This window comes from Humidisolicoccus flavus, from assembly GCF_045689595.1.
Lineage (GTDB): Bacteria > Actinomycetota > Actinomycetes > Actinomycetales > Microbacteriaceae > Humidisolicoccus > Humidisolicoccus flavus.
On the sequence record NZ_CP142724.1, the window covers coordinates 1,029,626 to 1,051,692 of the forward strand.

At 63.5% G+C, this 22,067-nt stretch carries 23 protein-coding genes; 5 read left to right on the top strand and 18 right to left on the bottom strand.

Annotated elements, in window-relative coordinates:
- Positions 1-70 precede the first annotated feature (70 nt).
- Positions 71-1,558: an aspartate ammonia-lyase gene (locus tag U2H20_RS04895; protein ID WP_430593372.1), complete on the bottom strand. Its 1,488-nt coding sequence runs from the start codon at positions 1,556-1,558 to the stop codon at positions 71-73.
- Positions 1,559-1,665: 107 nt separating this feature from the next.
- On the opposite strand from U2H20_RS04895, the gene U2H20_RS04900 reads away from it, so the two are divergent.
- On the top strand, positions 1,666-2,994 hold the full coding sequence (locus U2H20_RS04900) for a M20/M25/M40 family metallo-hydrolase (RefSeq protein ID WP_430593373.1): 1,329 nt from the start codon (positions 1,666-1,668) through the stop codon (positions 2,992-2,994).
- 98 nt (positions 2,995-3,092) lie between these two features.
- Here U2H20_RS04900 and U2H20_RS04905 read toward each other — a convergent pair whose 3' ends face one another.
- Positions 3,093-3,302 carry an antitoxin gene (locus tag U2H20_RS04905; protein ID WP_430593374.1) on the bottom strand — a complete coding sequence of 70 codons (210 nt, stop codon included), beginning with the start codon at positions 3,300-3,302 and terminating at the stop codon, positions 3,093-3,095.
- Positions 3,303-3,474: 172 nt separating this feature from the next.
- Positions 3,475-4,161, bottom strand: a complete 687-nt coding sequence (gene deoC, locus U2H20_RS04910; protein WP_430593375.1) for a deoxyribose-phosphate aldolase — start codon at positions 4,159-4,161, stop codon at positions 3,475-3,477.
- A 104-nt stretch (positions 4,162-4,265) separates the two neighbouring features.
- On the opposite strand from deoC, the gene U2H20_RS04915 reads away from it, so the two are divergent.
- The gene (locus tag U2H20_RS04915; protein WP_430593376.1) at positions 4,266-4,862 is read left to right on the top strand and encodes a maleylpyruvate isomerase N-terminal domain-containing protein; all 597 of its coding nucleotides are present in this window, start codon (positions 4,266-4,268) and stop codon (positions 4,860-4,862) included.
- Here the strand turns inward: U2H20_RS04915 and U2H20_RS04920 are convergent.
- Genes U2H20_RS04920 through truB form a run of 4 tightly spaced genes read right to left on the bottom strand, consistent with a single transcriptional unit; the run spans position 4,852 to position 7,533 of the window.
- Positions 4,852-5,787, bottom strand: coding sequence for a bifunctional riboflavin kinase/FAD synthetase (locus U2H20_RS04920; RefSeq protein ID WP_430593377.1), 936 nt, complete (start codon positions 5,785-5,787; stop codon positions 4,852-4,854). The genes U2H20_RS04915 and U2H20_RS04920 overlap by 11 nt on opposite strands.
- Positions 5,784-6,209, bottom strand: a complete 426-nt coding sequence (locus tag U2H20_RS04925) for a hypothetical protein (protein WP_430593378.1) — start codon at positions 6,207-6,209, stop codon at positions 5,784-5,786. Before U2H20_RS04925 ends, U2H20_RS04920 begins: the two co-directional genes overlap by 4 nt.
- 59 nt (positions 6,210-6,268) lie before the next feature.
- Positions 6,269-6,637 carry a hypothetical protein gene (locus U2H20_RS04930; protein WP_430593379.1) on the bottom strand — a complete coding sequence of 123 codons (369 nt, stop codon included), beginning with the start codon at positions 6,635-6,637 and terminating at the stop codon, positions 6,269-6,271.
- Positions 6,634-7,533 carry a tRNA pseudouridine(55) synthase TruB gene (gene truB, locus U2H20_RS04935; RefSeq protein ID WP_430593380.1) on the bottom strand — a complete coding sequence of 300 codons (900 nt, stop codon included), beginning with the start codon at positions 7,531-7,533 and terminating at the stop codon, positions 6,634-6,636. Before truB ends, U2H20_RS04930 begins: the two co-directional genes overlap by 4 nt.
- Positions 7,534-7,641: 108 nt before the next feature.
- On the opposite strand from truB, the gene U2H20_RS04940 reads away from it, so the two are divergent.
- A complete protein-coding gene (locus U2H20_RS04940; RefSeq protein ID WP_430593381.1) occupies positions 7,642-8,628 on the top strand; it encodes a ketopantoate reductase family protein in 987 nt (328 codons plus the stop codon).
- On the opposite strand, the gene U2H20_RS04945 is transcribed toward U2H20_RS04940, so the two are convergent.
- Complete coding sequence (locus U2H20_RS04945; protein ID WP_430593382.1) at positions 8,625-9,314, bottom strand: uridine kinase; 690 nt, start codon at positions 9,312-9,314, stop codon at positions 8,625-8,627. The genes U2H20_RS04940 and U2H20_RS04945 overlap by 4 nt on opposite strands.
- Positions 9,315-9,347: 33 nt before the next feature.
- Here U2H20_RS04945 and U2H20_RS04950 point away from each other — a divergent pair, with 33 nt between their 5' ends.
- Complete coding sequence (locus U2H20_RS04950) at positions 9,348-10,259, top strand: A/G-specific adenine glycosylase (protein WP_430593383.1); 912 nt, start codon at positions 9,348-9,350, stop codon at positions 10,257-10,259.
- 75 nt (positions 10,260-10,334) lie between these two features.
- Positions 10,335-11,225, top strand: a complete 891-nt coding sequence (locus U2H20_RS04955; protein ID WP_430593384.1) for a TIGR01777 family oxidoreductase — start codon at positions 10,335-10,337, stop codon at positions 11,223-11,225.
- A gap of 74 nt (positions 11,226-11,299) precedes the next feature.
- On the opposite strand, the gene rbfA is transcribed toward U2H20_RS04955, so the two are convergent.
- The 10 genes from rbfA to U2H20_RS05005 all read right to left on the bottom strand — a co-directional run bounded on the left by rbfA (position 11,300) and on the right by U2H20_RS05005 (position 22,060).
- The gene (gene rbfA / locus U2H20_RS04960) at positions 11,300-11,821 is read right to left on the bottom strand and encodes a 30S ribosome-binding factor RbfA (RefSeq protein WP_430593385.1); all 522 of its coding nucleotides are present in this window, start codon (positions 11,819-11,821) and stop codon (positions 11,300-11,302) included.
- A 67-nt stretch (positions 11,822-11,888) separates the two neighbouring features.
- Complete coding sequence (gene infB, locus U2H20_RS04965; RefSeq protein ID WP_430593386.1) at positions 11,889-14,636, bottom strand: translation initiation factor IF-2; 2,748 nt, start codon at positions 14,634-14,636, stop codon at positions 11,889-11,891.
- 92 nt (positions 14,637-14,728) lie between these two features.
- Complete coding sequence (locus U2H20_RS04970; RefSeq protein ID WP_430593387.1) at positions 14,729-14,947, bottom strand: DUF448 domain-containing protein; 219 nt, start codon at positions 14,945-14,947, stop codon at positions 14,729-14,731.
- A 103-nt stretch (positions 14,948-15,050) separates the two neighbouring features.
- Complete coding sequence (gene nusA / locus U2H20_RS04975; protein WP_430593388.1) at positions 15,051-16,040, bottom strand: transcription termination factor NusA; 990 nt, start codon at positions 16,038-16,040, stop codon at positions 15,051-15,053.
- Between the two features lie 110 nt (positions 16,041-16,150).
- A complete protein-coding gene (locus U2H20_RS04980; RefSeq protein ID WP_430593596.1) occupies positions 16,151-17,920 on the bottom strand; it encodes a proline--tRNA ligase in 1,770 nt (589 codons plus the stop codon).
- A 132-nt stretch (positions 17,921-18,052) separates the two neighbouring features.
- A complete protein-coding gene (locus tag U2H20_RS04985) occupies positions 18,053-18,784 on the bottom strand; it encodes a hypothetical protein (RefSeq protein ID WP_430593389.1) in 732 nt (243 codons plus the stop codon).
- Entirely contained in the window at positions 18,777-19,781 is a 1,005-nt protein-coding gene (locus U2H20_RS04990) for a vWA domain-containing protein (protein WP_430593390.1), read from the bottom strand. The genes U2H20_RS04985 and U2H20_RS04990 overlap by 8 nt, the downstream gene beginning before the upstream one ends.
- Complete coding sequence (locus tag U2H20_RS04995) at positions 19,763-20,755, bottom strand: vWA domain-containing protein (protein WP_430593391.1); 993 nt, start codon at positions 20,753-20,755, stop codon at positions 19,763-19,765. The genes U2H20_RS04990 and U2H20_RS04995 overlap by 19 nt, the downstream gene beginning before the upstream one ends.
- Positions 20,746-21,219: a hypothetical protein gene (locus U2H20_RS05000; protein ID WP_430593392.1), complete on the bottom strand. Its 474-nt coding sequence runs from the start codon at positions 21,217-21,219 to the stop codon at positions 20,746-20,748. Before U2H20_RS05000 ends, U2H20_RS04995 begins: the two co-directional genes overlap by 10 nt.
- A complete protein-coding gene (locus U2H20_RS05005) occupies positions 21,206-22,060 on the bottom strand; it encodes a DUF58 domain-containing protein (protein WP_430593393.1) in 855 nt (284 codons plus the stop codon). The genes U2H20_RS05000 and U2H20_RS05005 overlap by 14 nt, the downstream gene beginning before the upstream one ends.
- Between the last annotated feature and the right edge of the window lie 7 nt (positions 22,061-22,067).

Below are 22,067 nucleotides of genomic sequence, written 5' to 3' on the forward strand. Positions count from 1 at the left end.
GCGCGGTCTTCCCTGAATGCGAGGCGAGAGATTCCTGAGCCTCACGCAGCGAGGACCGCGCTCGTAGAAACTACTTCGGAGGAACGACCGGAATCACATCGGTGATCGGGTGCAGTCCGGTCAAGCGTGCAGGCGAGAGGAGCGACTCGACACGCTCGCGATCCATGAGGCCGGCTTCGACCACGAGCTCGACGATCGATTTGTGCGAAACGAGCGCCTCGTGCGCCAGCTTCGCCGACGCCGTGTACCCGATGTACGGAGTCAGCGCCGTCACAACACCGACCGAGGAGCCGACCATGGCCGCAAGACGATCGTGGTTCGGCTCGATGCCGTCGATGCAGTTGATACGAAGCGTCAAGCACGCCTGGGTCATCCAGTGCAGGCTTTGCAAAATGCTGTGAGCGATGACCGGCTCGAAAGCGTTGAGTTGCAACTGTCCGCCCTCGGAGGCCGCGGTCACCGTCGCGTCGGAGCCGATGACTGCGAAGGCGACCTGGTTGACGACCTCTGGAATCACTGGATTGACCTTGCCGGGCATGATCGATGAACCGGCTTGCTTCGGCGGGAGCAGGATCTCGCCAAAGCCGGCCTGAGGACCGCTCGAGAGGAGTCGGAGGTCGTTGCAGATCTTCGAGAGCTTCACGGCGCTGCGCTTGAGGGTTCCGGAAACGGTCATGAAGACGCCGGTATCGCTCGTTGCCTCGATCAAGTCGCTCGCGGTCACAATCGGGAGGCCCGTGAGTTCTTGCAGGTGGCGGCAGGCTGCTTCTGCATAGCGCGGGTCTGCGGTGATGCCGGTCCCGATCGCGGTCGCACCGAGGTTGATCTCGGACAGGAACGCGATGGTCTCAGCGAGCCGGTCGTAATCTTCCTGCAGGGTGGTCGCGAAACCGTTGAATTCCTGGCCGAGCGTCATCGGAACGGCGTCTTGGAGTTGTGTGCGCCCGACTTTCAGAACCTCGGAGAATTCTCGACCCTTCGCTCGGAAGGATGCGATGAGGAGTTCCATCTCGGCGAGCAGTCGTCGCAGGGTGAACGCCATCGCGATCTTGATCGACGTCGGGTAGGTGTCGTTGGTCGACTGACTCCGATTGACGTCGTCGATGGGGTGGAAGTGCTCGTAATCGCCCTTCGCGTGGCCGAGCGCCACGAGGCACGCGTTTGCGATGACCTCGTTCGTGTTCATATTGCTCGAGGTTCCCGCGCCGCCTTGAATCACACCGACCTTGAACTGGTCGTGGAGTTCGCCGGCACGGATTCGAGTGCAGACCTCGTCGATGAGGTGCGCTTTCTCGCTGCTCAGGACGCCGATCTCGTTGTTCGCTCGAGCGGCAGCCTGCTTGACGACTGCGAGCGCGTTCACGAGGTCGGTGTAGACAGAGATGCTTCGACCGGTGATCGGGAAGTTCGTCAACGCTCGTTCAGTGTGGATTCCCCAATACGCGTCAATCGGCACTGGGAGTTCGCCGAGCGAATCTCGCTCGATTCGGGTTGGTCCAACTGTCTCGTACACACCAGTGGGTGCTGGATCGAGTTTGTACGCAGGGGTATCGCTCATCGTGAAGCTCCGTCGCCGTTGTCGGGGGTCACCGGTTGTGCCGGTCTCGCATCGAGCGTACCGCCCCAGACTGTTGCTCGGGACAGCCCGCTCGATAGATTCGATCCATGGCTGCGAATATTCGAACCGGAGAAGCTGAACGTCTTGCCGCGCTCCTGCGCATTCCCACGGAGAGTAAGCACGACACCGCGGAAACCGATTGGCACGCCTTCGATGCATTCCGAGAACAACTCGCTGCGCTGTTCCCGAATACCTTCGCCACGCTCGAGCTCGAACTCATCGAGGGACACACCATCCTCGCGCTCTGGAAGGGGCGCAGCGCGGTTGGTCCGAGCCTGCTCATGGCGCACCAAGACGTCGTCGCTGCAGACGGCGACGGCTGGAGTTACCCGCCATTCGAAGGCGTGATCGACAACGGCACGCTGTGGGGCCGTGGAGCGATCGACGACAAGGCATCACTCGCGGGCCTCCTCGAAGCCACCGAAGCGCTCATCACCGATGGACACGTTCCGGCGCGCGACGTGTGGTTCCTGTTCGGCCACGACGAGGAAACCCTCGGCACGGGCGCGAGTGCTGCGGTCGACGCCCTTGCGCGTCGAGGCATCCGGCCAGCCTTCGTGCTCGATGAGGGCGGTGCCATCGTCGAAGCACCAATACAAGGAGTCAAGCGACCCATCGCCGCGATCGGAGTTGCCGAAAAGGGCATGAACAGCATCCGACTCTCCGTGCAGCAGCAGGGCGGGCACGCAAGCACTCCCCCGCGGATGGCCGCGACGAGCAGACTCGCACGAGCGATTCGGCGCATTGACCTGTCGAGTTTCCCGCAGGCGATCCCAGAACCGAGCCTTGCGATGTTCGAAACCCTTGGCGCGCACGCTGAGGGGATGACGGGCTTCGTGCTGAGGAACGCCCGCCGTCTCCAGCCCCTGCTTGCAACGGTGCTGGCAAAGAGCGATGAGACGCGGGCGATGCTCTCGACCACCGCCGTCGTGACGATGTTGGAGGGAGCGAAGGCTGCAAATGCGCTCGCTGAGGAAGCGAGCGCAGTGCTCAATGTGCGGATCGCTGTCGGATCGAGCGTTGCAGAGACAATGCGACAACTCGAAGCGATGGTGAAGGACGAGCAGGTCTCGCTTGCAGTGCTCGTGGCGAATGAGCCTTCGCCGATCAGTTCGACCGCGTCTGAGTCATGGGACGCGCTGCTCGAATCGATCGCACGGAGCTACCCGGACGCGATTCCGGTCCCCTACGTCATGACCGGCGGTACGGACTCGCGGTTCGCCTGCGCGATCAGCGACAACGTGTACCGGTTCACGCCGTTCGTGTTCACTGCTGCCGAGCGCGCAGCGCTCCACGCCCGCGACGAGCATATTGATCTCGCATCGTATAGCCGAGGCTGCCGTGCCTATCTCGACCTCATCGAAACCGTCTGCTGACATCGTCGGAGGCAGGCCGAATACGCTTCGGAAACGTCGTAACGACAGAGAGGGTGTTGGCGCAATGCCAACACCCTCTCTGCAATTCATCGGTGAACCTACTCGTTTCCGATGTGCTTGTCCGCGCTGTCACGGGCCGAGTCGATCTGCTGATCGAATTTGCCGCCGCTGACCTTCTTTGCTGCGTTCGCAACACCATCGAGGATGTTGTCGCTCACGTTCTCAGCCTTCTCGCTCTTGAGCGCCTCGGTGACTTTCGGGTCACTGAGAAACTGCTTCACTTTGCCGGTGATGTCTTCTTTGGCCATGGTCGGACCTCCAATCGAAACGCGAGGGAACGCCTCGTGCGTGCGAACAATGTAAGCCCGAACGCCACGGCGAGTCGAGAATTCTGGGGAAATTCTCGGCGAATGCGCTCGCTGGCGACGGCGCTCCTCAGCGATCGGGCCACCCTGCGATGGGACAGCTCAGCGGTGCGACTCAGTAGCCCTCGCCGGCGTTCGAGGAGCCCGCGACGATTGCGATCCCAGCGCTCGCGCCGATGCGGCTCGCGCCCGCCTCGACCATTGCGTTGTAGTCCTCGAGCGTGCGAACCCCACCAGAAGCTTTCACACCGAGCTTGTCACCGACGACGCCGCGCATGAGCGCGACATCGTGCACGTTGGCGCCCGGGCCGTTGAACCCGGTTGAGGTCTTCACGAAGTCGGCGCCAGCGCGGACCGCTGCCTCGCACGCGAGGACCTTCTGCTCGTCGGTCAGCAGGCAGGTCTCGATGATGACTTTCAGGAGGGCACCGCCGGCGTGGACCGGGGCGACGACCGCGGCGATGTCAGCTTCGACGCGATCCGCATCGCCAGCCTGAACGGCCGCAATGTCGACCACCATGTCGACTTCACCCGCACCCTGTTCGACGGCGAGTTTCGCTTCGAACGCCTTGGTCTCCGAGGTCGAAGCCCCGAGCGGGAAGCCGACCACCGTGCACACAAGCGGCGCACCGGAGATTCCTGCCTCATCGAAGCGCGCCCGTGCACGCGGCACCCAGACCGAGTTGATACAGACGGATGCGAACCCGTGCTCGATCGCCTCATCAACCAGAACATCGACCTCTGCGGCCGAGGCGTTCGGCTTCAAGAGTGTGTGATCAATTCGCGCTGCAATATCGCCCACGTGGGTTCTCCTCTGTTGTGTTCCGCAGCCGAGATGGTGCGGGAAAATCTCTGTCCTCAGTCTCCCAGATTCCGAGCATCAGCGTGGAGCGCTAAGTTGTGGAGATGACACTGCAAATGCGCTCATCGTGGAGTTCACTCACCGGGTCGTCCTTGCACCGAGTGATCGATCAACTGCGTTCGCTTTCGCCTGCGCAATGGCAGGCGGAGAGTCTCTGCGAGGGCTGGAGCATCGCTGACGTGGCCGGGCATCTCGCGTGGCGACTCGACCCGAACACGATCCGCTCGGCAGGAATCGCAATCGGCACCGGCGCACGTGCGGGGCTGAAGGTCATCGACACGATTGCACACGATGAAGGCCGGCGAAGTCCTGCGGCGCTCATCGAAGTCCTCGACGCGCACGCTCGCGTCTTCGTGCAGGGCGACTGCCGTGACCTTCGTGCCGATCTCGTTGAAGCGGTCGTCCACGGCTTCGATGCCTTTCCGGACGGACAGCTCGAATTCTCGCCATCGGCGACGTGGGAATGCGTTCGAGTGTCGACTCCCTTGCTCAGCGGCGACTATCGGGCACTCATCAAGGAACGGACCCTGGTCGCTGCAGATGCAGACTGGAGCGTCGGCACCGGGCCGACGTTCGAATCGAGCGCACGAGAGATCGTGCTCGCCGCCTACGGACGCCGGACGCTCGACATCAGCGCTTGACGCGGCTCAGGATCTCCGCAACGGTCTGCTTGTCCGCCTGCATCTGCGCAATGAGCGCATCGAGCCCCTCGTATTTCACCATCGGCCGGACGAACTCGACGAACTCGACGCTCATCACCGCGCCGTAGAGATCGAGGTCGACGTCGAGCAGGTGTGCCTCGACCGTTCTGCGCTGCACATCATCGAATGTCGGATTGACCCCGATCGATACTGCGGCCGGATACACCTGATCGCCTACGCTCGCCCACGCTGCGTAGACGCCATCCGCGGGCACGAACCCGGAGGAATCCGCGCTGAGGTTGGCAGTCGGCATGCCGAGTTCTCGGCCACGCTTCTCGCCGTGGACGACGCGCCCCGTCACCGTGGGGAACCGCCCGAGCAAGGTTGCCGCCCCCTGCACATCGCCCTCGTCCAGGAGCGCACGAATCTGCGTCGAAGAAGCCCGCGCGCCATCGGCACCGAGCACGTCATCGATGACCACGAGCTCGATCCCACGCGAGGTGGTCCAGGTCTCGAGAAATCCGAGGTCTCCAGCACCGCGGGCTCCGAAACGGAAGTCGTGCCCGATCAGCAGCAACTGCGTGTTGAGTGCTCCGAGCAGCACAGTTTCACAGAAACTCTCGGGCGTCATCGCAGCGGTCTCTTCGGTGAACGGCGCCACGATGACGTCGTCGATCCCTGCCTCACGGATGAGTGCAACCTTGGTCTCGGTGCTCATGAGCGGCTTCGGCGCGCGCTCGGGGCGAAGAATCTCGAGCGGATTGCGATCGAAGGTGATGACGCGCGACTGGAGTCCGCGGGCCTGCGCGAGCTCACTGAGGGCACGCAGGACCTTCCTGTGGCCGGTGTGCACGCCGTCGAATTTTCCGACGGTCACCGCGCTCGGCTTGTCGACCAGCGCTGCGGCCTCGTGAATCCAAGTCACCGCTGCACCTGGGGATGAGCGTCCTTCGCCCGCGTTGCGCGCGTGAGATAGACGAGTCCGATGATGGGGAGTACCGCGGGAATGAAGAGATAGCCTGCGCCGAAGGCGCTCCAGACCGATGGGTGCTGGAACAGTTCCGGGTGCGTGAACGAGAGGATTCCGACGACGATGACGCCGACGAGTTCGAACAGGATCGTTGCGAACGCGATGATTCGCCACACTCGGCCTCGAAGGGCAAGCGCGAGCGTCGCCACGATGTACACGACTGCGGCGACCGCACTCAAGGAATACGCGACGGGCGCCTCATCGAATTTCGAAATGATCTGGTACACCGAACGGCCGGTGGCCGCGAGCGCGAGCACCGCGTAGACCGCGATCAGGACGCGCGCGGCGCCGAGGCGATTCGAAGGAGTTGAAGACATCACAGCAATCTTAGGAGTTGTGCGGCGAGCATCAGCGTCATTTGCCGCGCTCTTCCGCCTTATGCAACCTGGATGAACCAGATCTGATGCATGCGGTACACCATGATTGCCACCGAGAGCATGGCGACGCCGATCACGACGACCGACCAGCGGCCCCGATCGATGAGCCCCCAGATGACTGCTGCCGGTGGAATCAGCAATGCAGAGACCAGGTAGATCCAGTATTCGAAAAGGTCGCCGGTCGGGCCGTTTCCGGCGATCGGCGCGATAATCGAGGCGATCACCTGCACAATGAGCGTCACCTCGACGAGCGCCGCGATGACGAGCACCCAATCGGCCATCTTCGCCTTCGCGAACCCGGCCACCAGCAGTACGGTTCCGAGGACAGCCACCGCGACGGCTTGCGCGATCATGAGCCACGCGATCATTCGTCCTCCGGAAAGTTCGTCACGACCCGAAGCTTCGAGCCATCCGCATCGGCGATGCCGAGCAGACGATCTCCATGTACAGCAGCGTACCTTCCTGGCGCCGCATCGTTCTCCGGGCGCTTGCCGAGGCTGAGCGCCCCTGCGTCCTCGGCGCCGAGTTCGATGGCCGGCATGATCCGCTCGACAATCGATCGGGCCGGGTGCAGTGATTCGCGAGACAGGTCCTCGAGAGTGACGGCCTCCGACAGGAGGAACTGACCGACGCGCGTGCGCTCGAGCACGGTGAGGTGTCCGCCGACACCGAGCGCCTCCCCGAGGTCGCGTGCGAGAGCGCGGATGTATGTGCCGCTCGAGCAATCGATCACGACATCGACGTCGAGGAATGCGCCTGCGTCGTGCTCGACCAACCGCGGAGGACCCAGATCGAATCGAGCGATCGTGACTGGGCGCGACTTGAGTTCGACCGTCTCGCCTTCGCGCACGCGTGCATAGGCCCGCTTGCCGTCGACTTTGATCGCGCTGACCGCGCTCGGGCGCTGCTCGATGTCACCGAGCAGTGCATCGCGAGCCGCGGTGAGCTGCGCACTCGTGACCATCGAGGCGTCGACGGGAGTGCCGAGTTCGCCCTCGGCGTCGTCGGTGGAACTGGCAGCGCCGAGTCGGATGGTCGCGGTGTACTGCTTATCGGCACCTACGATGAAGGTGAGAAGCCGAGTTGCCGAGCCGACCCCGAGCACGAGCAAACCGGTCGCCATCGGGTCGAGGGTGCCGGCGTGCCCGATCTTCCGAGTATTGAGCGCCTTGCGCGCGCGAGCAACGACCCCGTGGCTCGTGATTCCGGCAGGCTTCTGCACGAGCAGGAGCCCTCGAGGCGCGGCTTGAGTTTGCTTGGTCACAACCGCCTAGGCTACCAAGCGCCACCGCGCCCCATCACCCCCTGCTCGATTCCGAACCCCGCACTCCTGAGCGACCGGCGCTCGAATCGCGACCGTTAGGCTCTGAGCGTGCGAATTGCAGTGATCGGAGCCGGTGCGATCGGTGGCGCGCTCGCCGCGCTCCTGTCGAACGCGGGCCACGAAGTGACCGTCACTGCTCGCGGCGCACATCTCGAGGCAATGCGGCGCGAGGGCCTTTCCCTTCGCGGGGCATTCGGAACCTCGAGCACGCACCCGACGGCGGTCGAAACGCTCGAAGCCACGCCAGATCTCGCGATTCTCGCCACCAAGACCACGGGTACCGACGCAGCGCTCACCGCAAACGCCGAGGCCTTGCGCGAGGTTCCGCTGCTCGTCGTGCAGAACGGCGTCGGCAGCGAGCTCCGTGCGGCCGCGCTGCTCGGAAGCACGCAGGTCGCCGGCGGCATCGCGGTGTTCGCGGCGAACGCGCTCGAACCAGGCGTGGTGCACGTGACCGCACCCGGCTCACTCGTGATCGGCGGCGATGCGGCCGCACGATTCGCACCCGTGCTCTCCCCGCTGCTGCCAGTCACGACCGTGCACAGCATCACGGGAGCGCAATGGACGAAGCTGAGCATCAATATGATCAACCCGTTTCCTGCGATCACGAATCTCAGCGCGCAGGACGTCATCTCGCACCGCGGCCTCCGCTGGCTGCTGCTGGACGCAATGCGCGAAACAGTCCGCACCGCGCATGCTCTCGGGGTGCGCCTCGAAACCGTGAGCGGATTAACCCCTGCGCTCTCGAGACTCATCGAACGCGGACCGAAAACGCTCAGCCAGATCGTGCCGCTGCGAATGCGCGCTGCTATGGGTGCAACACCGAACCTCGGCTCGACCTTGCAGAGTATTCGCCGTGGTGTTCCGAGTGAGATCGATGACCTCTCGGGGCACGTCGTCCGATCAGCGAAGCAGACCTGGACTTCCGCCCCCGTGAACGCGCTCCTCGTTCGTGCGGTGCACGACGTGGAAACGGGCGGACGTCACTGGAGTCCGGAAGAACTGTTGCGCACCGCGAAGTCAGAGCGCGACTAGAACTCGAACTTCGGGAAGTACTGGCGCGGCGCTCTCCAGTCGGTGTTGTCCACCAAGAAGGTCGCGTGCTCCTCAGGCTTCACTGCTTCGCGGTAGTGCGCGTGCGCTCCCTGATAGCGACCGTGGCTCGGGTGCGTGAGGAGCGGGTGCGCACCATCTCGGGCTTGCATCCGACGTCCTCGTTCCGCCTCGCTCGCCTCGAGCCACAACACTGCGTTCCACTCGTTTTTCAGGACGGGGCGCTGGAGGAACACACCGTCGACGATCAGCACCGCGTCTGGGCCGGCCGACTCCCATTTCATTGCAATCGGCTGGTCCGTCTGCACGTCGAAGGCCTTCGTGACGAAGCTCGTGGAACCACCGAGCCGAAATGGTTCGAGCAGGACGCGCTGCAACTGGTGGTAGTCGAAGGCGTCCTGGTAGTAACCCCGGGGGCTGTTGGGACCCTGGCGATACCGGAATTCCCGCGGGTGGTGGAAGTCGTCGACGCTCGCACGGAATGCCTCGACGTTTGCGCGCGCGAACGCAACCTGCAGGCTGTCGCCGAATCTCGTCTTGCCCGCACCATCGGGGCCATCAATCGCGAGAATGCGGCGACCTCGGGAGTGCCGCGAAAGAAATGCCCGAACGAGTTCCGTGTAGAGCTCCTTCTGCGCTGGCGTCCAGGAGGCTGATTCCATGAGCATGTTCGCAAGTGTACGAGGCTTAGGCTTGAGGGTGTGGATCCCGAACTGCTCAGTGAACGATTGGTTCCGTGGTTCGCTGAACATGCTCGCGAGCTCCCTTGGCGGGAGCAGGGCTACTCCCCCTGGGCGACGCTCGTCAGCGAGGTGATGCTGCAGCAGACACAGGCGTCCCGGGTCGCTCCGCGAGTTGTCCGATGGCTGGAGCGCTGGCCGACCCCAGCGGATCTCGCCGCGGCACCCGCCTCCGAGGTCCTTCGAGAATGGGATTCGCTCGGTTACCCGAGACGCGCGCTCGCACTCCAAGCCGCTGCCGCTGCAATCAGTGAGCAGTACGCAGGCGAGGTGCCCGAAACGGTCGAACAGCTGCTCGCGCTCCCTGGCATTGGTGACTACACCGCGCGAGCGGTCCTGACCTTCGCACTCGGACAACGGCATCCCGTCGTCGATACGAACGTGCGACGCGTCCTTGCCAGGCTCGTCCGCGGCGATGGCGAAGCTGGACCACCGAAGCGGAGTGAGCTCGCAGAGGTCGAAGCCTTGCTTCCCCAGGACGACGCAGCGGCGGTCACCGTCAGCAAGGCGCTCATGGAACTCGGCGCCATCACCTGTGTTGCGAAGACTCCGAGGTGCGATGCGTGTCCCGTGCGCGACCTCTGCACGTGGAGAAGCAATGGGTACCCCGAGTACCTCGGAAAGGCCGCCCCCAGGCAGTCGAAGTTCGCAGGCAGTGACCGCGCTGCTCGCGGAAGAATCCTCAGAATGCTCCGCGCAAGCGAAATACCGGTTCCGCTCCATGTGCTCGCCGAGGGCGCACATGAGGCGGGCCAGCACGAGCGTGCGATCGCCACGCTCTTGGAGGATGGTCTCGTTGTGCGCGACCACGGAGCTCTCGCCCTTCCCGACGAGAACGCCGCGGTGTCGCGCACCCGCTTCGACACGGAGTAACGCCCGCAGCGAAGGGTCCACGCAAATTCCGCAGAAGACGGTGACTTGTACCCCCGGGGTGCATAGGATCAGTACATGACTCGCGTGCTGATCGCCGGAGCATCTGGACTCATCGGAACCCGGGTGCAAGACATTCTTCGAGCAGAAGGCCACGAGGTCGCAACGCTGGTGCGGCGCTCGCCGGCCGCTGCCCACGAGTTCGAGTGGGCACCTGCCTCCGGGCACTTCCCCGAGCAAGCGCTCGAGGGCGTTGGTGCAGTCATCAATCTCTCCGGGTCATCGATTTCGAAGCTGCCATGGACCGCCTCTCGGAAGGCCGAGATCCTGGCGAGCCGGATCCGCGCCACGACGACGATCACGACTGCGATCAACCAGTCGAGCACACCGCCCGCGCTCATCAATGGCTCGGCGGTCGGCTTCTACGGCAATCGCCCAGGTGAGACCCTCACCGAGGAGTCCGCACGCGGTGAAGGATTCCTGGCCGACGTAGTCGTCGACTGGGAAGCGGCGGCGTCAGGCGCGAAGAGCGCTCGGACGGTGTTCCTGCGAACCGGGCTCGTCTTCGACAAATCCGGAGGTGCGCTCGCGCCGCTCCTGCTGGCGACCAAAGCGTTCCTCGGCTCCTCGATCGGCACGGGCGAGCAATACTGGCCCTGGATATCGCTCGAGGATGAGGCTCGTGCGATCGTGCACCTCAGCGTGAACTCAGCGCTCAACGGACCGGTGAACCTCAGCGCACCGGCCCACAACACCGCGGAAGAAGTCTCGCGCGAACTCGCCCGCCAACTGCATCGACCGCATCTGTTCACTTTGCCGAGGTTCTTGCTGCGTGCCGGACTCGGCACTGCCGCCGATGAGCTCCTGCTCGCGGATCAGCGGGTCAGCAGCCAGCGCCTGCTCGATGATGGGTTCACGTTCACGCATCCGACGCTGTCATCGGCGTTGGAGAGTGCGCTCCGGTCGTAACTTGGGCGGTCGCAGCACCCAAGGTAAAAGCCGGTGTTCCTCCTGGAGGAACACCGGCTTTTGCGAATCGGTCCTTACGCTTTCGCTGACTCTTCGTCGTCCGCGATAGGACTTGCGGAGTCGTTCTCCGCGTGGTCCTCCGCTGGCGCGTCCTCGCCATCGACCTCATCGAACTCGTCGCGAGGCTTCCGGTACGGATCCGCTTCGCCCGCGTAGCTCGCGCCGACACCGGAATTCTGGATCGCCGCATCACGCTCGCGCGCTTCCCGCAGCAGGTCCTCGATGACGTTCGCGTTCTCAGGAACCGCATCAGCGATGAACTCGAGCGTCGGAGTCAACCGCAACCCGAGGCCCTTCCCGACCTCGCGACGCAACACGCCCTTCGCTGATTCGAGTGCCGCGGTCGAGCCTGCCTTCGCTTCGTCATCGCCGTACACCGTGTAGAAAATCGAGGCGTGCTGCAGATCGCCCGTGACTCGCACGTCGGTGACCGTCACGAATCCGAGACGCGGATCCTTGATGCCACGATCGATCGTGGTCGCGACGATTTCGCGAATGCGGTCGGCGATCTTCCGTGCCCGAGGGTTCTCACCCATCTTGCTCTCCTTCGATAGTGAGAACGGGGCGGCCCTTCGGCCACCCCGTCTCAATCAACACACTGAATTAGCTTCGTGGCTTCTCAACCAGCTCGGTCGTCTCGATCTCGTCACCGATCTGAATGTCGTTGAAGCGGCCGAGGCCGATTCCACATTCGAAGTCGGTGCGAACCTCGGTGGCGTCATCCTTGAAGCGGCGGAGCGATTCGATCGCGAGGCCGTCTGCAAGCACGATGCCATCGCGGATGACGCGAGCCTTCGCGTTTCGCGTGATCGTTCCGCTGCGGACGATACATCCGGCAATGTTGCCGAACTTCGAGGAGCGGAAGACTTCGCGGATCTCTGCGACACCGGACTGCACTTCCTCGTACTCGGGCTTGAGCATGCCCTTGAGCGAGTTCTCGATGTCCTCGAGCGCGCCGTAGATGACGTTGTAGAAGCGAACGTCGACACCTTCACGAGCGGCGCGTTCACGTGCCTTCGTGTCGGGGCGGACGTTGAATCCAACGATGACCGCGTTATCGATCGTCGCGAGGTTGACGTCGCTCTCGGTGATCGCACCAACACCACGGTGGATGATGCGCAGATCAACCGAGTCGTCAACGTCGATCTTGAGCAGCGACTCTTCGAGCGCTTCAACAGCACCCGAAACGTCACCCTTGATGATGAGGTTGAGCGATTCGACCTTGCCGTCTTCGAGGGCCTTCGTGAAGTCCTCGAGGCTGATGCGCTTCCGAGCCTTCGCGAGCTGCGCGTTGCGCTCAACCGCTTCACGCTTCTCAGCGATCTGACGAGCCGTGCGGTCTTCGGTCGTGACCAGGAAGGTGTCACCAGCGCGAGGCACGCTCGAAAGACCCTGCACCTGGACCGGAGTCGAGGGGCCGGCCTCTTGCAGCGCTTCACCGTTGTCGTCGATCATTGCGCGAACGCGACCGTACGCCGTACCGGCAACGATGGCGTCTCCGACACGGAGCGTTCCGGACTGGATCAGCACGGTTGCAACAGAACCGCGGCCCTTGTCGAGCTTCGCTTCGATTGCGATACCGCGAGCCGACTTGTTCGGGTTCGCGCGGAGGTCGAGACCAGCGTCTGCGGTCAGGAGCACTGCTTCGAGCAGGTCTTCGACACCGACGCCCGAGAGCGCCGAGACGTCGACGAACATGGTGTCTCCACCGTATTCCTCGGTGACGAGGCCGTACTCGGTCAGCTGCTGACGAACCTTTGCGGGGTTCGCGCCTTCTTTATCGACCTTGTTGACCGCGACCACGATCGGCACATTCGCCGCTTGCGCGTGGTTGAGGGCTTCAACGGTCTGCGGCATGATGCCGTCGTCTGCTGCGACCACGAGGATCGCGATGTCGGTGACCTGCGCACCACGGGCGCGCATTGCGGTGAAGGCCTCGTGACCCGGGGTGTCAATGAAGGTGATGGCGCGATCTTCGCCCTCGTGTTCCTTCCACACCTGGTACGCACCGATGTGCTGCGTGATGCCACCGGCTTCGCCAGCGATGACGTTGGCGTTGCGGATCGCGTCGAGCAGTCGGGTCTTACCGTGGTCAACGTGACCCATGACGGTGACAACCGGCGAACGGTACTCGAGCACATCGTCGTCTTCGTCTTCGAGCTCCTGCTCGATGTCGATGTCGAACGATTCGAGAAGTTCTTTGTCTTCGTCTTCTGGGCTGACGATCAGAACCTTGTAGCCGAGTTCTTCACCGAGGACCTGGAAGGTCGATTCGTCGAGCGACTCGGTCGCGGTTGCCATTTCACCGAGGTGGAACAGCACCGTCACGAGGTCGCCGGGGCTCGCATCGATCTTCTCAGCGAAGTCCGCGATGGAAGCACCACGGCGCATCCGCACGATGGTGTCGCCGTCGCCACGACGGACCTTGACGCCACCGATCGAAGGCGCCTCGCGCATTTCGAATTCAAGACGCTTCGTACGCTTCGACTTGCGCGACTTTGCCTTGCCGCCGCCCTTACCGAAGGCACCTGCGGTTCCGCCACCACGGCCACGACCGCGGCCTGCAAACGCTGGACCGCCGCGACCCGGAGTTCCCGGACGCGGTGTGCCTGCGCCTGGACGCTGGAATCCAGCGCCCTGACCGCCGCCACCACCGGAACGACCGCCGCCTGCGCCGCCACCAGCACCCTGTGCTGGACGTGCGGAGCCTGGACGCGGAGCACCCGGACGCGGCGCGCCTGGACGAGGGGCACCCGGACGAGGTGCGCCCGGTCGCGGAGCACCTGGACGGTTCATGCCCTGCTGGCTCGCAAAGGGGTTGTTGCCCGGACGTGGACGACCCATTCCCTGCTTGCTCGCGAAGGGGTTGTTCCCCGGACGCGAAGCGCCTGGGCGTGCCATCGGACGAGGAATCGCGTTCGGCGTTGCCGCTGGCGCGTCGCCCTCTGCGGCCGGCTTCGCTGCAGAAGTGTCTGCTGCTTGGCTCTGCGCCTCGGCCTTTTCAGGCGAAGGCGCTGGAGTCTCGGTGACTGGCTCTGCTTCTTGTGTCTTCGACTCCTGCGCGACCGGAGCTTCTTGAGCCGGTGCGGAAGGAGCAGCCGGGCGTGGAGCCTGCGGCTTCGACTTTGATGTCTGCTTCGACGCGGCCTTCGGAGCGGCCTGCTTCGGTGCGTCGTCTTTCTTTGCCAGGCCTTCTGCCTCGACCGCGGCGCGAAGCTTGCGCGCTACCGGTGGGGCGATGCTGGAGGACGGTCCTTTGACGAACTCGCCCATTTCCTTGAGTTTCTCAAGGGCGATTTTACTTTCGATCCCGAGTTCGCTCGCGATCTCGTGTACGCGTGGGTTTGCCACTTTTCTCCTGTCTGGGTCCGTTCCCAGGCAGGGAACGGACTAAATGCTGCGAGGTCTCATTTCGAGCTGCTCATCAGTGGTCCATGTGCCGATCAATCCTTAACATTTGGGTCTTCGTCTGGAACGGAAACCAGTGTCGCCGCCCATTCCGAAACTGGCGACAAATCGAGTGTGCCCGCTCGCAGAGCACGGGGAACTGCGCGAATTCCGCGTTCCACGCACTGCGTCTGCGGGTGCACCCACGAGCCTCGACCAACAGCGTGTTGAGAATGATCAACGACCGCTGCTCCGTCGTTTGCAACAATTCGCACCAGAGACTGGGGATCGCTGCGCTGACGGCAGCCGAGACACGTTCGGATACTCAAAGTCTACACGCCCTGTCGATTGAGGTCGAGTCAGGCAAGTGCGGGCTCCTTAGTCTTCCATCACCGAATCTGGCTGGATGTCGATCTTCGCACCCGTCAGTTTGGCCGCAAGACGGGCGTTCTGCCCCTCCTTGCCAATCGCGAGCGAGAGTTGGAAGTCCGGGACGAGCGCACGCACGGCTCGCAGGTTCGCATCGAGCACGAAGGCGTCGGTGACGCGAGCCGGGCTCAGCGCACTCGCGACGAAGGTCGCGAGGTCCTCTGAAAAGTCGACGATGTCGACCTTCTCGTCGCCGAGCTCTGAGGTCACGGCGCGAACGCGTGCACCGAGCTCACCGATGGCGGCACCCTTTGCGTTGATCCCCGGCTCGACCGCACGAACTGCGATCTTCGAACGGTGACCCGCTTCGCGGGCGATCGAGACGATTTCGACTGCACCGCTTGCGATCTCTGGAACTTCGATCGCGAACAACTTGCGAACGAGCGCCGGGTGCGTGCGCGAAACCGTGATCTGCGGTCCGCGAAGGCCACGTTCCACCTTCGTGATGAACACGCGGAGACGGCGACCATGCGAGTAGTCCTCGCCCGGCACCTGTTCTTCCGGCGGCATGGTGGCTTCGATCTCACCGATCTGCACCTTCACGAGGCGCGGGTTGTGCGATTGCTGAATGACTCCAGCAGCGATCTCGCCCTCGCGACCCTTGAACTCACCGAGGACGGATTCGTCCTGGATATCGCGCAGACGCTGGTTGATGACCTGCTTCGCCGCAAAGGCAGCGATACGGCCGAAGCCTTCGGTGTCCGCCGGAGCTTCGCCGATGACGTTGCCGTCTTCGTCGCGCTCGGTCACGAAGACGGAGACCACGCCGGTCGACTTGTCGAGGCGGACGCGCGCGGATGGTTCACTGCTCTGGTTCGGCAGTTCGGCGTGCTTGATGTACGCCTGCAGGATCGCCTGCTCGATGATGCTGACCAGTTCATCGAAGGGGATCTCTCGCTCGCGTTCCATGAGCCTGAGTACTCTCAGATCGATCTCCATGAAATCCTCCTTATTGAACTGGTGCGCACGTTGCGCGACCAATCAGACTACCCGACGTGCGCATACCTTCGCACATCGGGAATTTATCGCCGGGTGTCGGCGCAGGGCTCCTACGCTGCTGCGTGCAGCGCCTCGACCGCACTGAGCGCTTCCGAGAGTTCGATCTCGGTCCGCTCGCCAGTGCGGCGGTTCCAGAGTTCGCCCTTGCCCTCGGTTGCGCCGCGGCCCACCACGACGACGACAGGGATTCCGAGCAGCTCGGCATCGCCGAACTTGACGCCCGGAGAGACCTTGACGCGGTCGTCGTACAGAACGTCGAAACGCTTCGACTCCAGGGAGTCGACGACCTGCTCGGCGATCTCGAAGACCGCTGCGTCACGGCCGGTCGCGACGACGTGCACGTCGAATGGTGCCACCTCGCGCGGCCAGATCAGGCCCTTGTCGTCGTGGTTCGCTTCAGCGATCGCCGCGAGATTGCGGGTCACCCCGACCCCGTACGAGCCCATCGTGACGGTCTGCCGCTTCCCGTTCTCGTCGAGCACCTGCAGGCCGAGCGCCTCGGCGTATTTACGACCGAGCTGGAACACGTGGCCGATCTCCATGCCACGCTCGAGCGTTACCGGCCCCGAGCCGTCGGGGGCTGGATCTCCGTCGCGAACCGTCGCAACATCGACGATGCCGTCACCGTGGAAGTCACGCCCCGCAACGAGGCCGAACACGTGGTGACCGGCAGCGTTCGATCCGGTGATCCAGGAGGTTCCGTCGACGACGCGAGGGTCGAGCAGGTACCGGACACCGCTCGTGGAGTCCTCGCCGAGCACACTGCCCGACTCGCTCCAGGGGCCGATGTATCCGCGAACCAGCATGGGCAGCTTCGCGAAGTCGTCTTCGCCCGCCGCTTCGACCTCGCTCGGGGCGAATGCGACTTCGGCACGCTTCAGATCGACGTCGCGATCACCGGGTACCGCGATCACGACGATTTCTGTCGTGCCGTCGAGTGCCGTGAGCTTCAGGACGATGTTCTTCAAGGTGTCTTCGGCAGCCCAGAGACGCCCGTCCTCACGCGCGACGTGCTCGTTGGCGTGATCGACGAGCGTCGCAATGGTCGGAGTGTCCGGGGTGCTGCGAACGATCGCTGCTGGCAGCCCCGCGGTCTCTCCGGGCTCGGGGGCAAGGGTGCGGAACGCCTCGACGTTCGCCGCGTAGCCGCCGGCCGATCGCACAAAGGTGTCTTCACCGATCGCGGTGGGGTGCAGGAATTCTTCGCTCTTCGAGCCGCCCATCGCGCCCGCATCGGCTGCGACGATAACGTACTCGAGGCCGAGCCGCTGGAAGAGCCGTTCGTAGGCGTCACGCTGCGCGCGATAGCTCGCGTCGAGGCCTTCGTCGGTCACGTCGAAGGAGTACGCGTCCTTCATCGTGAACTCACGACCGCGCAGGAGACCAGCGCGCGGGCGAGCCTCATCGCGGTATTTGTCCTGGATCTGGAACAGCGTGATCGGGAGGTCTTTGTAGGAGGAGAAGAGATCCTTCACGAGCAGCGTGAAGATTTCCTCGTGCGTGGGGCCGAGTGCGTAGTCGGAGCCCTTGCGATCCTTCAAACGGAAGAGCGCGTCGCCGTATTCGTCCCAGCGGCCGGTCGTCTCAAAGGGCTCACGAGGAAGCAGACCAGGCAGCAGGACTTCCTGCGCGCCGGCACGAGCCATCTCGTCGCGAACGATCGCCTCGATCTTGCGACGAACCCGGAGCCCGAGCGGGAGCCAAGAGAAAACGCCCGGAGAAGTCCGGCGAATGTAGCCGGCGCGGATCAGGAGCCGATGGCTCGCAACTTCAGCATCGGCGGGGTCATCGCGCAAAGTGCGCAGGAACAGGGAACTCATTCGGGCAGCCACACCGTAAGCCTACGACGCTGACCGCCATGCCGTTTGCATGCGGCCGTCGAGATTCGCGGGTGTTCGCGAATTGCCCCTCGCGGTCGTCAATCCACTGGGGCCGCTGGTGCCCCCGAATCGCTACCAGGGCTGTTCGACGGACGGTCCGCCCTCGCCTTCACCCTCGCCCTGTTCGAACTCGGTCTGCTGCTGCTGCTCGGTCTGGCCCTGCTGGTTCTGCTCCTGCAGCTGCTCCTCCGGCGTTTGCGGCTGCTCGGATTCCTCCTGCTCGCCGCTCTCGCCTTCGCCCTCGCCCTCGCTTTCGCTGCTGTCCTGCTGAATCTTCTCTTCGATTCGGGACACCGACGCTTCGAGCTGCGCCTTCGTGTCGGCCTCGTGCGCCGTCGGGGGCTGGAAGCACCCTTCTGGCGAGAGATCGATCACGTCGAGTGCTTCGAGATAGAACGCATTCGCACCCTCGCGGTCGTCGCTCTTGCGAGCTTCGTCGCCCTGCTTCTCGATGACGTACACGAGGTTGGTTCGCACGACACAGACGTTGTTGATCTCCTCTTCGGGCACCAGCGTGAGGGCGTGTTCCAGGAGCTCGCGAGCTTCGGGGAGATCGCCGCGCATGGCAAGCGGCGCCGCGATATTGAAGGGCGCCTTCCAGGTTTCGAAGAAATTGAAGAACTCGAGACCGCGGGCATGGGTTTCGGCTTCGACCCAGCTCCTTCGTTCGTATGCGCTCATCTCATTGTTGACGAGCACGTTGACGCTGAGGAATTTGCCCGCGAAGAACAAGCCGACGAGCACGAAGGGAATCAGCGAAAGCATCAGCACCTTCCGAAGCGTCCTGCGCTTTGCGTCAGTCATCGCGGCCTCCCCCGACTCCTCGAACGCTCCGAAGCGAGCGGAGCACGGCAGCGAGCTCCCACACGATCAACAGGAATAGCGGCGCTGCGAACACCCAGTAGAGATCGAGCCGCGCTTCCTCGAAGGAATCCAGGTTGGCGGTCGCGGTGCCAGAGGCCATCGCAGAGAGCGTGTCTTCGACGTCGACGTTCGCCGAACGCTGCAGGAAGGAGATTCCGAGCTGATCCGCGATCGTCTCGAGCGCGCCGACGTCGATCTTCGAGAGCGCATCTGTTCCGGTCGCAGGGTCCTGGATGTACCCGCCATTGCCAGAGATGGTGGTCTCGATCATGCGGCCGCCAGCCTCCGTGCCGTAGCCGAAGACGAACCCGGCGCTGATGAGCGAGGCCGATTCTTCGAAGGATTCGGGCTCTGAACTCGCGGTCTGCTCCCCGTCGCCGAGATAGAACACGATCTGCGGCGTCGAGGCATCTTTTTCTCGACCGGCTTGCAGCGCTTCGAGGAGTTCCTGGTTCGCGATCGAGATGCTCGAGCCGCGCGAGTAGGTGCTGAGTTCCGGGCGCAGCGCGCGCATCATCTCGATGACCGCACTGCCGTCATCGGTGAGCGGTACGCGAAGCGACGCTGAGGCATCGAAGGTGATGACCGCAATGTTCGCACCGGCGAACTGGTTCGTGATCGCGATCACGTCGTCGCGCATTCCGGTCAAGCGCTGCTCGCCATCGCCCCAGTCTTCAGCAGCAACCGACTGCGTGGTGTCGACCATGATGAACACGTTCACGTTGACCGAGCCCGTTGGCACTTCGCCCCCGGGAATTCCCGGTCGGGCAACCATCACGGCAACCAAGAGCACCATCAGCGTTCGACGAATCCAAGCGATCCTTTGGCGCGGCGCGACGATGAGTTGCCACGCGCACAAGCCGAGCAAGGCGAGGCCGACGCCCGCGATAACGGCGATCGGGAGATCAGGCAGGAAGGTCACAGTCGCAACCTCCATGCCAGAACCACCATGCCGCCGACGAGCACGAACAGCATGACCAGCCAGCCACCCGGACGATCAACGATCTGCGCCTGCGGCGGCGTCTCGATGTACCCGGCCTCCGTGGCCTGGATCGACTCGACGATCGAATTCACGCTGTCCCCGAAATCGAGCGGGTAGTACAAGCCCCCGGTCTTCTCCACCACTTCGCGCATCTGCGCGCTCGGAGGGTCGAAGGCGCCGAAGTCGTACGGATTGATCCCGTAGACACGAACCCCTCGATCGACCGCGAGCTGGCCGGCCTGTTCGAGCGAGAAGATCTGCTGACCGTTCACGAAGTTGTCGGTCGCGAGAATGATCGAACGTGGGCGGTTGTTCTCGTTCTCCTCCTGGAAGTCGAGCGCACACGACGCGAGGCCGTCGCCAACCAGGGAGGCGCCGTTGCCGAGGTTCGCACCGGCGTTATAACTGAAGTATTCCTCTTCGCTCAGATCACGGGTGAACGCACGCTGGTAGAGATCGAGCTGTTCGATGATGTAGTCGTAATCGCTCGTGAGCGGGAACACCATGACCGAGGACGAGTCCCAGACCCGCATCCCGATTCGCTCACCGTCGAGTCCGCGTGCGATGTCCTTGAACTTGTCGAGAATCTGCGCATCGATGTCGACCATCGAGCCTGAAATGTCGAGGCACAACAGGATGTCGCGCTTGTAGTCGTCGTTCTGGTTGGAATTCACTGCAGCCGGACGAGCGGCGATATAGCCCGCTCCGAAGGCGGCAACCACAGCGAGCGCGGTCACCCCGATCGCGAGCCCGCGGAACATCGAGATCGCGCGCTTGAACTCGGGCAGCCGAGTGAGGCGCTCAGTGTGCGCGACAGGAACAGCCTTCGCTGACTTCGAGCGCGACCTGAGCACGAGAACCACGATTCCAGCGCCCAAGATCACGAGCACAGGGATCATCCACCACTGCAGGAACAGGCTTACATCCATGTCGCCACGACCTTCCGAGCGAGTTGCACCGCTGACTCCGGATCAGTCTTCGCCGCGCGTCGGAACGAGGAGGGGTAGTACTCGGCCACTGCCCCGTGCACGCTCGGCAGGTTGGCTTCGCTGAGATCTTCGAGCGTCATGACTTCGGCGACGATACCGGTGGACTCGTGCGCGAAGAATCGAAGGACGAGGCTGAGCTTCTGGCTGAGCTCACGCGGCGTAAGTTCGCCGCGCTCGGATTCGGCAGCGACTTCACCGATCATGTCGAGGTATTTCTGCTTCAGGGTCGGCACGTGCACCTGCCGAGGCGGCGGCGGGGGCGGCGTCAAGATGCCCTTCGGTTGCGTGAACCACCACACTGCGAAGTAGATGAGGATGAGCGCAACGAGGATGCCGAACGCGAGCATCCACCACGGTCCGTACTGATAGGGACCGTAGACGTCCGGAGCATCAACGGCGAACACGACGGTGCCTCTCCAGGAGCTTGAAGAGACTCGGAATCACGTCGTCGCTCGCCGGGATACGAATCGAAGCGATCCCGAGGCCGCGAAGCTCGTGCTCGAGATGTTCGCGGCGCTGCACGGTTCCGTTGTCGAAAGCCTTCATGAGCGAGCGACTCCGGCGAACGAAATCCGGGAGGCTCGCGAGATCGGCGACGCCCACCACCTCGGGAGCCTTCGCATCGCGTGCCATGAGGTCCGCGTCTCCGATCGAAACCCAGAGCACCTCGTGCTGCGCCTGCAACCGTGCAATGACCGTGTCGAGGTCCTTCGAGTACGCGAGATCATCGCTCACGACGATGACGAGGGCTCGGCCTCGCACCCGCTTCGCCACCTGCTCGAGTACGTGCTGCAGGTTACTGAGCGGTGCGTCCAGCGAGGTCTGATCGTCGAGGATCCGGAGCATGCGTTCGAGGTGAGCCTCAGAGCCGCCCTCGGGCGTGAACCCGAGATGATCGGCATTCCCGGCGTACATTGCAACGCGATCGCCGTGTTTGACCGCGATGTACGAGAGCACACCGATCGCCATCTGTGCGATGTACGCCTTCACTTCGCCGCTCTGCGCGGTCGCGGCCATGTTGCGACCGGTGTCGGCGACGATGACCACGTTGTGCTTGCGCGATGCGATGTACCGCTTCACGAGCGGCACGGGGCTGCGCGCCGTCGCCTTCCAGTCGATGTCCTTGACCTCGTCGCCGGCCTGATACTCGCGCAGATCGTCGAAGTCGTGACTGCGCCCGTGGTGGATCGACATGTACTGGCCGTCGAGCAGCTCGAAGGTCCGACGATGGGCATGAATCGCCATCCTCGTT